Here is a 15,723-nt window from a genome sequence, read left to right on the forward strand (position 1 = left end):
AACAGATTCCGACCCAAGTGCGCGATGCGCACCCTGATGCTTTATAGCCTTTTCAAAAGTATCTCTAAAACCAAGCCATGCAATCCCAATTTTCCGACGCCCTGAAAGAATTGCAAACTGAATTCATCGACCGACTGCCGGAGCGAATCGGCGCTATTCGTTCGCAATTTCAGAAGATAGATGCTTCAGCATGGCGCCCCGAAGAAGCGGCAACCTTGCATCGTCTGGTTCATGGATTAACCGGCTCGGCCGGTACATTCGGCATGCAGGCGCTCTCGGATGCCGCGCGCGACATGGAAATACGCTTGTCGGATTTACTTCGATCCGGCAAAACCCCTACCGATATGGAATGGCAAGCCGTCGGCCTAGCGTTCGATAGTTTAAGCCGTCTCGCCAGCCTAGAGTTGCCAACCGACGCCCCCAGCCTTCCTCCGCCGCCGACACCGAAACGCGCCAACCATTCGCCTTTGATCGACATAATTGAAGACGATGTCGATCAAGCGCTACATTTGCAAAGCGTTTTACAGAAAAACGGGTTTCGCACACGCGTATTCTCCGAACCTACGCAATTTCAAACCCTATTCACAGAGCCGAACGCGGAACCGCCGGCCGCCGTGATCATGGACATGATATTCCCCGATGGGAATCTTGCAGGCGCGGAAGCCGTTAGCCATATAAAAAATCTTGGCAAAGACTCCGAAACTCCGGTCATCATCGTCTCGGTACGAGACGATATCGCTGGACGACTCGCCGCGTTTCGCGCCGGCGCCTCCCGCTATCTTGTAAAACCGGTCAATTCCGAACGCATCGTCGATATTTTGGATGCACTGACCGGACGCCACCCGACCAAGCCTTATCGGGTGTTATTGATCGATGACGATCCGCTCATAGTCAATGCGCACGCGGCTGAATTGCAAGCGGCCGGAATGGAAGTCAAAACCTCGACCCAACCCCTCGACATATTGAATATACTGGACAATTTTTCGCCCGATGTCGCGGTGCTCGATGTTTATATGCCCGAAGCCAGCGGTCCGGAATTGGCCGCTATCATACGCGAGCGCGACGAGTATCTGCATTTGCCGATTCTATTTCTATCCGGCGAAACCGATATGACCCAACAACTGTTAGCGCTCAGTCTAGGCGGCGACGATTTTTTAGTGAAACCCGTACAGCCCCGGCATTTGATCGCCGCCGTTTCGGCAAGAGCGCGCAGGGCTCGACAAAACAGCGCATTACGTCTACGGCTCGAAACCACGCTCTACGAACGCGAGCGAGAACATCTGGCGATCAATCATCACGCAATCATCAGCATCGCCGACCGCTCCGGCAATATCACCTACATCAACGACAAATTTTGCGAAATCAGCGGCTACCGGCGCGAAGAGTTGATCGGACAAAACCATCGCATTGTCAAATCGGGCGAACACTCGCCCGAATTTTACCACGACTTATGGGAAACCATCGCCGGCGGCAGGGTCTGGCAAGGCGAAATTTGCAATCGGCGCAAGGACGGCAGTCTATATTGGGTCGAGTCCACGATTACTCCCTTTCTCGGCAGTAACGGAAAACCTTATCAATACGTCTCGATCCGCACCGACATCAGCCATGTCAAAAAGTCTGTACAACAATTAAGATTACTGGAGCGTGCGGTCGAAGCCAGCACCAGCGGTATCGTAATCGCCGATGCCAACCAACACGATATGCCTCTCATTTTCACTAATAAGGCGTTCGAGGGTATTACAGGCTACTCGCGCGAGGAAATATTGGGCAAAAACTGTCGATTTCTCAACAGCAATGACCGCCATCAACCCGGACTGGATCATGTGCGATCGGCTTTATCAAAGGGCGAAAAAGTCGAAACCGTGTTACGCAATTACCGCAAAGACGGATCGATGTTTTGGAACGAGTTGCGGATTGCGCCGGTCCATGACGAACAAGGCAATTTGACGCATTTCATCGGTATTATCAAGGATGTTAGCGAACGCGTGCGCAGCAACGAAGCGCTGAAAAAAGGCGAACAAAATCTACGCGCGACGCTCGAATCCACTCTGGACGGCATTTTAGCCGTCGACGATAGCGGCTCGATTCTTTTCGCCAACCGGCAATTTATCGAACTGTGGCGCATACCGGAAGAACTCGCCTTACCCGGCCAACCGGACCAACACCTACTGGATACTGCTGAGCATCAACTGGCCGACCCGCTCGAGTTTCGCAAGGTTGTACAAAACATTTATCGCTCCGGCCAAGATTCGCAAGACCTGCTTGAATTTGCGGACGGCAGAATAGTCGAACGCCATTCAAAACCGCTCGTTTCGGAAGGAAAAATCGGCGGCCGGGTATGGAGCTTTCACGACATCACCGAAATCAAACGCGCCGAACGCTCGGTGGAATATCACAAAGAAAGACTGCGCCGCGGACAAATTTTCGCGAACATCGGCACCTGGGAATGGAATATCCAATCCGGCGATCTTTTTTGGTCCGAACGCATCGCGCCGCTGTTCGGCTACCCGGACGGGAATTTAGAAACGTCCTATGAAAACTTCCTTAACGCGATACACCCCGAAGACCGGCAAGCTGTTGTCAAGGCTGTAAGCGCCTGCCTTGAATACGATGAGCCTTACAACATCGAACACCGCGTCATTTGGCCGGACGGCACCGAGCGCTGGCTGCTCGAGCGAGGAGCCGTGGTGCGCGACGAGGGCAAACCCACGCAAATGCTTGGCGTGGTACAAGATATCGACGACCGCAAACGCGCGGAACTGGCGCTAGCCGAGCGCGAAAAATATCTGCGCATCTTTCAGCATATTGTCGATTCGGTCGTCGACGGCGTCATCACAATCGGCGCCGACGGTATTATCCACTCATTCAATCCTGCGGCATGCGCTATCTTCGGTTATCGAGAATCGGATATCGTCGGCCGCAAAGTCAATGAACTGATGCCGGAGCCTCATCGATCCGAAATCGACAACTATCTCCAGCGTTATTGCGCGACCGGAACCGGAAAAATCATCAATCAGCAACTTGAAGTAGCCGGACTCAAAGCGGATGGGAACATTTTTCCACTCGAAATTGCCTTCAGCCAAATCAAACTATCCGATGACCTCCTCTTCGTCGGCCTCGCGCGAGACATTACCGAGCGCAAACGAGCCGAACAGGCATTAATTACCGCCCGAGTCATCGCAGAACGCGCCAACCAGACTAAATCGGACTTTCTCTCAAACATGAGCCACGAGTTGCGCACGCCGATGAACGCGATTCTCGGTTTCGGTCAACTGCTGCAATACGACGAAACCTTGAGCGATACACAAAAAGAGGATGTAGGGGAAATTCTCAAGGCCGGCCGGCATCTACTCGATTTAATCAACGAAATATTGGATTTAGCCAAGATCGAATCCGGTCGGATTTCGTTATCCATAGAGCCCGTAAGGGTCGCACCGATTATCGAGGAATGCCTGAGCCTGGTATCCACACAAGCGGATAAACGCCGAATAAGCCTCCGCAACAATGCGCAAGAAGACTTTACTGTCCAAGCCGACCAAACACGGCTCAAACAAACGCTACTCAATTTGATCTCTAATGCGATCAAATATAATCGCGAAGGCGGCTTAGTGGCCGTAGAGGCCATGCCTAAAGACAGCGAATACTTGTCAATACAAATAACCGATACCGGACGCGGTATCCCGAAGGAACGTTTACATGAACTCTTTCAACCGTTCAACCGTCTCGACGCTGAAAACAGCGCTATCGAAGGCACCGGCATCGGACTGACCATCTCTCGCCGCATCGTTGAAATGATGGGCGGCGCGATCGAAGTCGAAAGCGAAGTCGGCGTGGGCAGCCGTTTCATGATTACGCTTCCGGCGGCATCGAACCCGACCTTATCGGAACCGCCTAAAACATCTGCAGCCATCGAAAAACCGGCATTGCAGAGTCGCTCGAGGCAACAGCTCGTGCTCTATATCGAAGACAATCCGTCAAATATCCGGCTCGTCTCTCAAATACTCGAAAGACAACGGCACATTCGTCTCATCACGGCCCACACACCGGAACTGGGCATCGATTTAGCCCGAGCGCACCGCCCCGACCTCATTCTACTCGACATCAACATGCCGAATTTGAACGGTTTTCAGGTATTATCCATTTTTCAAAACGATCCTATCGTTAAGTCCGCACCGGTCATCGCAATCACCGCCAATGCGATGCCGCGCGATATCGAACAGGGCAAAGCGGCCGGCTTCGCGGACTATTTAACCAAGCCGTTGGACATCACGCAATTCAACGCCGTTTTGGAAGATTTGCTTAACCGCATTCAAAAAGATCCGGATTCATCATGAACGCGTGGTGCGAAACCTATCTCGGCATGATCTTTCAAATCTACGCTTTAGCTTTTTTTTGCTTGGGCGCGGTAGTTTCCGTATTACCGAAACCAAACAACGCCTTGTTTGTTTTCCGGCATTTAAATTGGTTGGCGGGGTTCGGTTTTTTGCACGGCTTTCTGGAGCTAATCGAAGGAGAGCGCTTACACAACGATGCGAGCTGGCTAACAATCGCAAGCGCTCTACTCTTAACCGTCTCATTCTGCGCGCTCTTGGAATTCGGACGGCGCAGTTTGAATTCGATATCCGCTGCAATACGTCTACCGGCATTACCGCTCTACGGCATGTTAACGGCCCTCAGCATAGCTATCGCCGTCAATTCAAACGACCCTTTCGCGGGAATAGAGTTTAGTCTTCGCTATTTTGCCGGTGCTCCGGGAGCGTATTTGGCAAGTTACGTGCTATTGGCAAGCCGCCAAGATCCCGCCTATGGCGGCAAAGGCGAAATAAATATTCGTTGGTTATTTGCCGTAGCCGCGGCATTCGCCGTCTACGGTTTCTTGACTTTATTCGTATCAACCGGTTTGTCTTTGTTGCCATGGCTACCGACCGCGCAACACTTTGCCGAAATCACAGGACTGCCGGTGCAATTGCCGAAAGCGCTATGCGCGATCTTGATCGCACTTTCGTTTGCGTGGTTGATACACACGACCGGTCGATTGGCCAACGATACGCTATCGCGGGTGCTCGATACGCTCAACGGCTTCGTCTACCGCTGCCGCAACGACCGGGCTTGGACTCTGGATTTCATGACCGGCGGCGTCGAACAGCTTACCGGTTATTCTACAAAGGACTTTCTAGCGCCGAGAAGCCTGAATTATAACGAACTGATTCACGCGGACGACACCGAACGCGTTTGGAACGAAGTTCAGGCCGCTATTAGCAAGCGCCGCGAATTTGAAATCGATTATCGAATTTTGACTCGAAACGGAGAGATTCGTTGGGTCTGCGAATACGGAAGAGGTGTCTTCGCCAGAAACGGTAAGCTACTTTTTATTGAAGGTCGAATCACCGACAATACCGCTCGACGGCAAGCCGAGGCCGGCTTACATATCAAGAATGCAGCAGTCGACGCTTCCATCACCCCGATCGCGATCGCCGGACCGGACGCCAAGCTTTCCTATGTCAATCCGGCTTTCGCCGAGCTATGGCATTTACCGGATACTGGATCGGCCATCGGCCGCTCGGCACTCGAATTCTGGAAATACCCCGACGAGGCGGAAGCGGTCATCGATAATCTGTCCGTAAAGGGCCGATGGCAAGGCGACTTAATCGCCAAGCGCTTCGACGGTTCGACGGTTGAAGTACAATTATCGGCCTGCATGGTAAACGACCAAGATGGCGCGCCTTTATGCATGATGGTCTCGTTTCTCGACATCAGCGGCCGCAAACAGGTGGAAAAAGAACTATTGCAGGAACGCGATTTCACTAACAGCTTGATCAACACCGCACCGGTCATCGTACTACTCCTCGACCCGCAAGGATTCATTCTGCATGTCAACCGATATTTCGAAGAGTTAACCGGTTATCGGTTGCACGAAATCATTAGTAAAGAATGGTTCGCATCATTCTTACCGAAACGCGACAGAGATCGAATTCGTCAAATATTCCGCAGTGCCGTTCACGAAGAACCGGCACAAGGCAACATCAACCCCATCGTTATTCGAAACGGCGAAGAACGGGACATCGAATGGCATTCCGAGATTATGCGCGATGCCAATGGAACGACTTCGGGGCTACTCTGTACCGGCCAAGACGTAACCGAACGCCGGGCGATACAACAACGCGCAGAGATGTTGCAGATGTTGGCGGACGCCTCGGTCCAAGGCATCGGCTGGGCGAATCTTACCGGTAAAGTCAATTATTTCAATCCTGCCCTGAGGCGCCTGTTGGCAGTTCCGGAAAACGCCGAGGTCGGCGATTATACATTTTTCGATTTCTATCAAGAAAATCAAATAATGGAATTGAAGTCCCGGATTTTACCGGAAGTATTGCAAAACGAGTTCTGGACAGGCGAATTCGACATTACCGCCGTCGACGGACGCGTGATATCGACTATCCATAGCGTTTTCTTAATCAAAGATAGCGATGGTAACCCCATCGCTTTCGCCAATGTAATCACCGATCTCACCGAACGGAAACGCACCGAAATAGAACTGAAACGGCTCAACCTGGAGCTCGAACAACGCGTGCTCGAACGCACCGCGGAACTGGAAAGACAAAGCCGCCGCAATGCAATGATCGTCGACGCCGCGATCGACGGCTTTTTCACCGCCGATCTGCAAGGCAGAATCCGCGATTGCAACGACGCTTATTGCGCCATGCTCGATTACACCCGAGACGAACTGCTCGGTTTGCACATAGCCGACATCGAAGCATTGGAAACGCCGAAACAACTCGAGGCTCATATCGCTAAAGTGATAGAGCAAGGCAAGGACCGATTCGACACCCGCCACCGCCGCATAGACGGGACTTTGCTGGATGTGGAAGTTAATGTCACATTGAACGAGCTAGGCGGCGAGCGCCTGTTTTTCGCCTTTGTCAGAGACATTTCCGAACGTAAACGTTCCGAGGCCATGCTAATCGCCGCCCGCGAAGAAGCCGAGCGCGCCAATGCCGCCAAATCGGAATTTCTCTCGCGCATGAGTCATGAATTGCGCACGCCGCTCAACGCCATTCTCGGTTTCGGACAATTATTGGAAGCCGACGCCGAACAACCGTTGACCGTCATGCAGGCCGACAACCTTCAAGAAATACTCCAGGCCGGCAGCCATCTTTTGACGCTGATCAATGAAGTCCTAGACCTGAGCCGCATCGAAAGCGGTCGTATCGAGCTCAACCTCGATATCATCGCGATCGGCCCGCTTCTCCAATCCTGCGTCAAACAGATCAAACCGCTGGCCGAACAACGCGGCATCGCAATCTGTTTTGAATCAATCGACAATTGTTCGGTTGTGGCCGATTCGACTCGACTCAAGCAAGTGTTACTGAATCTACTGTCTAATGCGGTTAAATACAACCGCGACGGCGGGCGGATAGCCATCGATTGCATCTCCGCCGGCCCCGATAGACTCCGAATCGGTGTCAAAGACACCGGCTACGGCATATCCGAGAAATTGCTGCCCCGCCTGTTCAAGCCTTTCGAGCGACTCGAATCGGCCTATCAGGGAATCGAAGGTACCGGAATCGGTCTGGCGCTGGCGAAAAAACTGGTCGAATCCATGCATGGCGAGATCGGGGTAGACAGCACCCCCGGCGAAGGCAGTGTTTTCTGGTTCGAATTGCCGTCGGCCGTTTTGCTCGATACCGAAGCCCCGACCGTTCCAGCTAAACTGCCGGCAATAAACGCCTCGAATAACATCCCTAGCCAGTGCAAATTGCTCTATGTCGAAGACAATCCGGCCAATTTGAGACTGGTACAAAAAATTCTCGCCGCTCGCCAAAACATGGAATTGTTTACTGCCGTCAATGCCATGGACGGACTGGCAATCGTCGCACACGAACATCCGAATTTGATCCTGCTCGATATCAATCTGCCGGATATAGACGGATTCGAAATGTTGCGCCACTTAAAGAATAACCCCGCCACCCGAGACATTCCGGTGATCGCGGTCACCGCCAATGCCATGCGCAGCGATATCGAACGCGGCATGGCCGCAGGCTTTGCCGATTATCTGACGAAACCCTTGGATGTGCTAGAATTTCTCAAATGCATAGACCGTTTTAAACACAACGCCGACGGAAAACCTCATGCCCTCTGATTCTCTAAGCAATGAACGCATTCTGATCGTCGACGACGAACCGGCTAATCTCAAGCTATTGGACAGAATGCTCGGACAACAAGGTTACCGAAACCGGATTTTGATCGACGACCCGCGCCAAGTCGTCGATCGCTTCCGCGAAGCGCGAACCGATTTGATTCTACTCGACATCAATATGCCTTATCTGGACGGCTTCCAGGTGATGGAACAACTCATGGCATTAAACGATCCTTTGTTACCGCCGATCGTGATTTTGACCGCTCAACACGGCAAGGATTTTTTGCTTCGCGCATTGACGGCCGGCGCGCGCGATTTCATCACCAAGCCTTTCGATCGTAACGAATTATTGATGCGCGTGCATAATCTGTTGCAGGCGCAATTGGCGCACCGACTTTTGCACGATCAAAAAACGGTGCTGGAAAACATGGTGAGAGCGCGCACCGAAGAACTGTACCGCACTCGTCTACAGATAGTGCAACGCTTGGGCATGGCTTCCGAATACCGCGACGAGGAAACCGGCAATCACATTTTACGCATGAGCCACATCTGCGCCCTGCTCGCCCGAGCACTCGGCTGGAGCGACGATCAATGCGACTTGATTTTGAACGCCAGCCCGATGCACGATATCGGCAAAATCGGTATTCCCGATTCGATACTGCTAAAACCGGGCAAATTCGAACCGCAGGAATGGGAAGTCATGAAAACGCATGCCGTCATCGGCGCGAAATTATTGGAAGGCGACGATTCGGATTTGCTACGCATGGCACGCGAAATCGCATTGACGCATCACGAAAAATGGGACGGCAGCGGTTACCCCAACGGACTGTCCGGCATTAACATTCCGATAGCTGGACGCATCGCGGCATTGGCCGACGTATTCGACGCCTTGACTTCGGTACGCCCCTACAAAAAAGCCTGGACCGTCGAGGCGGCCTGGGATTTAATCAAGGAAAATCGCGGTAAACATTTCGACCCGGATCTGGTCGATATTTTCGAACAACAGTTTCCGGCCATCCTCGAAATCCGCGGGCGTTTCGCGGAATCTTCAGCGCATTGATAAAGACACAAAGCCACACCGAGGTCGAGCGGATAAAAGCATTACACACGCTCGGCATTCTCGATACCGAACCGGAAGAGCGATTCGACCGACTAACCCGCCTGGCCCGGCAGAGCCTCGGCGCGCCTATTGCGCTGATCGCGCTGGTCGACGAACATCGGCTATGGTTCAAGTCCTGTTTGGGCCTCGACATCACCGAAACGCCACGCGAACTCTCGTTTTGCGCGCATACCCTCCTCAAAAACGAAATCTTCGAAGTCCCGGACGCCCGGATCGACAATCGCTTTAATGCACACCCTCTCGTCGCCGGCCCGAGCACTATCCGCTTCTATGCTGGAGCGCCGTTATTGACCGAAGACGGCTTGGCTATCGGAACCTTTTGCATCATGAGCCGCGAGCCGAAACGGCTGACGCCGGAACAACGCAAAGTGCTGAGCGATCTTAGCGCTTGCGCTCAAGATATTGTGAGGCTCGTCGCTCGATCTTTGCTGATTTGCCGTAACATTAGCGACATAAAATCGGCGGAAGCGGCTCTCGATCGACAAAAACATATAGCCGAGATCATTTCGCGCGCCCAATCTCAATTCATTCTCGAATCGAACCGTAGCCGGGCTTTCGATGACCTGTTGTCGGACATACTCAATATAACCGATAGCGAATACGGATTCATTGCCGAGATATTACATCGCGAAAACGGAATTCCCTACCTAAAGACTCGGGCGATTACCAACATCGCTTGGAACGACGAAACGCGCGCATTTTACGACGCGAATGCGGAGCAAGGCATGGAGTTTTCCAACCTTAAAAATTTATTCGGTACCGTCATCACTTCTGAAAAACCGCTGATCGCCAACGATCCCGAGCATGACCCGAGACGCGGCGGACTGCCTCCCGGCCATCCTCCGTTGAAAGCCTTTCTGGGCATTCCGATTCATTACGACCGAAAGCTCGTAGCAATGATCGGCATTGCCAACCGTCCAGGCGGTTACGACTCCGAATGGGTGGAATTCCTGCATCTGTTACTGACGACGCTAGGTCAATTAATCGAAGCCGCACGCGTCAAACGGCTGCATGATCGAAATCAAGCCGAATTGACGCGCCTATCGCGCGTCGCAAGCCAAACCACCAACGGCGTCATCATCACCGACACCGAAGGCCGCGTGGAATGGATCAACGAAGGCTTTACCCGGCTTTCAGGCTATCGGTTGGAGGAAATGCTCGGCCGCAGACCCGGCGACCTACTCCAGGGAGAGCTTACCGACCCGGCAGCCGTTGCCGAGATACATCGGGCGCTGATTGAACGACAACCCTTCAATGTCGATGTCATCAATTATCATAAATCCGGCCAAGCCTATTGGGTTCGTATTCAATGCAACCCTCTCTACGATACGCAAGGCGCATTACAAGGTTTCATGGCGATCGAGTCGGATATCAGCCGCGAAAAAAACGATGCCGAACGTATTTTGATTAATCAACGCCGGCTTTCAGCAATCATTGAAGGGACTCATATCGGCACCTGGGAATGGAACATTCAAACCGGGCAAACCGTTTTCAACGAACGCTGGGCCGAAATCGTCGGCTATACCTTAATCGAGCTAGAGCCAATCAGTATCGAAACCTGGCTCAAACTAGCCCATCCCGACGATTTACAGCAGTCCGAGGACTTACTTCAACGACATTTTTCCGGCGAACTCAAATTCTACGATGTGCAATGCCGAATGCGGCATAAACAAGGTCATTGGGTATGGGTCCATGACCGAGGCCGCGTCGTTAGCAGGACGAAAGACGGCAAGCCTTTGATGATGTACGGCACGCATGCCGATATTTCCGAGCAAAAGACGGCCATTCAGGCTTTGAACGAGAGCGAAACCCGGCTACGCGGTCTGTTCGAACTCTCGCCGGTCGGTATCGCGCTCAACGATTACGCCACCGGCCGCTTCGTCGAGATCAACAATGCCTTGTTGGCGCCGACCGGGTACAGCCGCGAAGAATTTTTGGCACTCAGTTATTTTGAAATAACCCCTCAAGAATACGAAGCGCAAGAAAGGCAGCAATCGGAAAGCATGAAGAACACCGGTCGCTACGGCCCCTACGAAAAAGAATACATCAAGAAAAACGGCGACCGATATCCGGTTTTGCTAAACGGCATGGTCGTCGAAGACTTGTCGGGCAAGAAAATGATTTGGTCGATCATCGAAGATATCTCCGAACGCAAACGCAACGATCGCATGAAGAACGAGTTCATCTCGACCGTGAGCCACGAATTGCGCACGCCATTGACCGCGATAGCCGGCTCGCTAGGATTGCTGGCCGGAGGCGCCTTGGGCGAACTCCCCGGCACCGTTGATGAAATCGTAGCGATCGCCTACAAAAACAGTCGGCGCTTGTCCATGCTGATCAACGATTTGCTCGACATGGAAAAATTGATCGCCGGCAAATTAAATTTCGATCTTCGCCCGCAAGCGCTGATGCCTCTGGTCGAACAAGCTCTCGAGGATAATCAAGCCTATGCGGACCAATTCGGCGTTACCCTCAGAATAACGCAACGCGATGATGCCTTGCATGTCGATGTCGATGCCCAGCGCCTTCAACAAATCTTCGCCAATTTGTTATCGAATGCGGCTAAATTTTCCCCAAAAGGCGAAACGGTGGATATCGCCGTTCTGAGTACCGGCAATCTGGCTAGAATCGAAGTCAGCGATCGGGGTTTCGGCATACCGGCCTCATTCCGCAAACACATTTTTCAAAAATTCGCTCAAGCCGATGCCTCGGATTCCAGAAAAAAAGGCGGCACGGGGCTCGGACTGGCAATTACCAAAGAATTGGTCGAACGCATGAACGGCATTATCGGCTACGAATCCGAACCAGATAAAGCCACGACTTTTTTTATTACCTTACCGCTTGTCGCCGGCGACTCGTCAAAAATAGCCTTATGATTTCGATCGACCGTAAAACCCTTGCGCTTTCCGCGATTTTGGCCTTTCTAGCATGGACCGGCAACTGGCTGAACATGCCGCTTTTCTACGGCGTCGATTTCATTTTCGGGTCCATCGCGGCAATGCTTGCCGCGGCTCTACTCGGTCCTGTCGCCACCACGGTCATTGCCGCGGTCGGCGGTCTCTACACCTTGGTGCTCTGGAACCAACCCTACGCTCTGATCACTTTTACCGCTGAAGCGTTGACCGTGGCATTGCTTTATCGCCGCGGACTGCGTAATTTAATCCTGGCCGATCTCGTCTTCTGGGTTTTTCTTGGCCTGCCGTTGATCTTGGTGTTCTATCACGGCATCATCGGCATGGAATGGCAATCGACGCTATTGATTGCGCTTAAACAACCGTTGAACGGACTGTTCAATGCCTTGGTTGCCGGCATTATTCTCCTCGTCGTTCAGACAGTATTCCGGTCTACAATGCAATCCGACCGCGTTAGGCCGTCGTTGTTCGAATTGTTATTCCATGTCTTGTTATGCTCGATACTCTTGGCCGGCGCCATACCGATTATTGTCGAAAGCAACGCCCAACGAGATCGCCATGAAGCGTTCATGCTCGAACGGTTGGAACAAATCGCGCAACGAGTCGCTGCCGATATCGCTTCCGTGCCTGGCGTCGAGATTAAGACCTGGCAAAATCATCTAGCACGAGCGCAACTGTCGCCACAAACGAGCCTGGCCTTGCTAGACCACGATGGACGCGTATTAATCGAGCAGGGTAAATTAGCTGCCATCGACAAGCAAACCGGCCAAATCAAACCACTCGACAAAGGTCTAGCCATCTGGCTACCATACGGCAAATTGGCCGCCATGGAACGTTGGAAGCGAGGGCGTTACTTGACCAGCATAGCGCTCACCGGTGTTGCGGATGTCGCGCAAGTGTATATCGAACAAGATGCCGAATCCTTGGTGCTGGATTTCGAAAAAGGCCGCCTGCCGTTGTTCTTGTCATTGGCGCTGCTATTACTGTCGGGCATTATCGTTTCCTACCTACTAAGCCGCTGGCTGACGCATTCGCTACGCAATCTCGAGGCAGCAAGTTTCGGTTTGGCCGATGCCATCGGCAACGGTCTCAAACCGAATCTGCCTGCCAGTCCCATCATGGAATACGACAACCTGAGCACGACGTTGAATGAGATGGCTCAACGCTTGACGGACAGTTTTAACGAGCAATCCGAAATCCTAGCGGGATTAGAACGACAAGTTCAAGCCAGAACGGCCGATTTGAAACAAAATCGCGACCAATATCAGTCGCTGGTCAACAACATTCCCGGCATCGTTTACCGCTGCAAACTGGACGAGAATTGGACGATGCTCTACATGAGCGCCATCGTCGACAACATCAGCGGCTATCCGGCCAGCGACTTTATCGACAACTCGATGCGCAGTTACGCCAGCATTATTCACCCCGACGATACAGAGCGAGTGGAGCGATCGGTTTATGACGCGATCGCATCCGGAACCGGGTGGGAATTAGAATACCGAATCCTTCATAAAGACGGATCGATCCGCTGGGCTTACGAGAAAGGAACGGCAATAGCCGGCATTGCCGGCAATATCGACTTTCTCGACGGCTTTATTCTCGACATCACCGACCGTAAACAAGCCGAAGCTGCGCTTCGTGAAAGCGAAGAAAAACAACGCCATATAACCGAAAACATCAGAGAAGTATTTTGGCTCCGCAATGCGGATAACGACCGTTTAATTTACATCAACCCGGTCTACGAAAAGATATGGGGCAGAAGCTGCCAAAGCTTATACGACGACCCGAGCTCTTTCGCCGAATCGATCTTTGAAGACGACAAGCCGGTTTTTTTCCAAAAAATGAACCAATACCGGCACAGCGGCCAATTCGATATGGAATACCGTATCGCGACTCCGGACGGCAACATCCGCTGGGTACACGCGCAATCTTTTCCCGTTAAAGACGGTAACGGCCAAATTATCCGCCACGCCGGACGTGCAGTGGATATCACTGAAAGCATGCGTGCCGAAAGCGAACGCAAACGCGTGACTCATTTGCTGACTAGCGTATTGAATGCGGCCTCGGAAATGTCGATTATCGCTACCGATGTAGCAGGCATCATCACGACCTTTAATCCGGGAGCCGAACGCATGCTGGGTTTTTCCTCGGCGGAAGTCATCGGCAAAAAAACGCCCGCTCTGTTCCATAAGGCCGAAGAAGTCGCGGCACGCGGCCTGGAATTGAGCCAGGAATTCGGTCGCCCGGTAGAAGGCTTTCGAGTCTTTATCGAAAAACCCGAACAAGAGGGCGCGGAAACTCGCGAGTGGACTTATATTCGCAAGGATGGCCGGCACATTCCGGTATCGCTTGTGGTCACGACAATGCGTAGCGATAAGGGCGACGTTACCGGATATCTCGGTATTGCCCAAAATATCACCGAACGTAAGCGAGCCGAAGCCGCGCTCAAAGAACAAAGCCTACATACCAAAGCCATTCTCGATACTATTGTGGACGGTATTATCACGATCGATCGAACCGGCAAAATCGATTCCTTCAATCCGGCGGCGGAACGAATTTTCGGCTATCAAGCCGCCGATATCGTCGGTCGTAATATCAACATATTGATGCCTAATCCGCACCGCGACGCCCACGACAGTTATTTACACAATTACCAATCGACAGGCATCGCCAAAATCATCGGTATCGGACGAGAAATCGAAGGCCTTCGTAAAAACGGTGAGTTATTCCCAATGGAGTTGGCCATCTCCGAAGTTATCCTTCAGGGTCAGGCCATGTATGTCGGCATGGTCAGAGACATCACCGAGCGCAAGCGCGTCGACCGCATGAAAAACGAATTCGTTGCCACCGTCAGTCATGAACTGCGCACGCCGCTCACGTCGATATCCGGCGCATTAGGCTTGCTTAATGGCGGCGTACTGGGCGAATTACCCAAACCCGTGCTTGAGATAATAAGCATTGCCTATGATAATAGTCGACGCTTGGCCGACCTGATCGACGATTTACTCGACATGGAGAAAATCGCAGGCGGCAAGATCCAATTCAATATGCAAAAGCAAGATTTGATGCCGTTGATCGAACAGACAGTCGATGCTAACCGAACCTATGGTATCGGACGTCGAGTATCGTTAATACTGACCGGCGAAAGTCCAAAGGTCGATATCTATGCGGATGCACAACGTTTACAACAAGTATTATCGAACTTATTGTCCAACGCCGTTAAATTTTCTCCCGATGGAGGCGACGTTTACATCAACGTAAAACAAATTAACGAATCCATACGGATAACGGTCGCCGACCGTGGTCCCGGTATTCCGGACGGCTTCCGCGATCGTGTTTTTCAAAAATTCGCCCAAGCCGACGCTTCGGACACGCGAAAAAAAGGCGGCACCGGATTGGGCCTGGCCATCTCCAGAGAATTGATCGAACGTATGGGCGGCCGGATTGGTTTCGAGTCGATCGAAGGCGAAGGCGCAAGTTTCTATTTCGAAATGCCGATATGGAAAGTGTAAAATTCCTGTTTTCGATTGAACAAACGTATCAAACCAAAACGCCTT

Annotated in this window: 5 protein-coding genes; all 5 read left to right on the plus strand. The window is 52.2% G+C overall.

Annotated features, from left to right (window positions below; genetic code table 11):
• Window positions 1-77: 77 nt before the first annotated feature.
• From METBU_RS23600 to METBU_RS25210, 5 genes are read left to right on the plus strand one after another with little or no spacing between them, the layout of a single operon-like run.
• Window positions 78-4,334 carry a PAS domain S-box protein gene (locus METBU_RS23600; protein ID WP_017840040.1) on the plus strand — a complete coding sequence of 1,419 codons (4,257 nt, stop codon included), beginning with the start codon at window positions 78-80 and terminating at the stop codon, window positions 4,332-4,334.
• Window positions 4,331-8,137, plus strand: coding sequence for a PAS domain S-box protein (locus METBU_RS25205; protein WP_017840041.1), 3,807 nt, complete (start codon window positions 4,331-4,333; stop codon window positions 8,135-8,137). The genes METBU_RS23600 and METBU_RS25205 overlap by 4 nt, the downstream gene beginning before the upstream one ends.
• Window positions 8,127-9,194 (plus strand): HD-GYP domain-containing protein, encoded by a 1,068-nt coding sequence (locus tag METBU_RS0107595; protein ID WP_017840042.1) that lies wholly within the window; start codon window positions 8,127-8,129, stop codon window positions 9,192-9,194. The genes METBU_RS25205 and METBU_RS0107595 overlap by 11 nt, the downstream gene beginning before the upstream one ends.
• Complete coding sequence (locus METBU_RS0107600) at window positions 9,191-12,130, plus strand: PAS domain S-box protein (RefSeq protein WP_017840043.1); 2,940 nt, start codon at window positions 9,191-9,193, stop codon at window positions 12,128-12,130. The genes METBU_RS0107595 and METBU_RS0107600 overlap by 4 nt, the downstream gene beginning before the upstream one ends.
• Window positions 12,127-15,678: a PAS domain S-box protein gene (locus METBU_RS25210; RefSeq protein ID WP_017840044.1), complete on the plus strand. Its 3,552-nt coding sequence runs from the start codon at window positions 12,127-12,129 to the stop codon at window positions 15,676-15,678. The genes METBU_RS0107600 and METBU_RS25210 overlap by 4 nt, the downstream gene beginning before the upstream one ends.
• The last annotated feature ends 45 nt before the right edge of the window (window positions 15,679-15,723 follow it).

The sequence above is a fragment of the Methylotuvimicrobium buryatense 5G genome, from assembly GCF_000341735.1.
Taxonomy (GTDB): Bacteria; Pseudomonadota; Gammaproteobacteria; order Methylococcales; family Methylomonadaceae; genus Methylotuvimicrobium; species Methylotuvimicrobium buryatense.

What these genes read in the sequence shown, in the direction of transcription:
- METBU_RS25205 (WP_017840041.1), top strand. Translation starts at nt 4,331, where the DNA reads ATGAACGCGTGGTGCGAAACCTATCTCGGCATGATCTTTCAAATCTAC.
- METBU_RS25210 (WP_017840044.1), top strand. Translation starts at nt 12,127, where the DNA reads ATGATTTCGATCGACCGTAAAACCCTTGCGCTTTCCGCGATTTTGGCC.
- METBU_RS0107595 (WP_017840042.1), top strand. Translation starts at nt 8,127, where the DNA reads ATGCCCTCTGATTCTCTAAGCAATGAACGCATTCTGATCGTCGACGAC.
- METBU_RS23600 (WP_017840040.1), top strand. Translation starts at nt 78, where the DNA reads ATGCAATCCCAATTTTCCGACGCCCTGAAAGAATTGCAAACTGAATTC.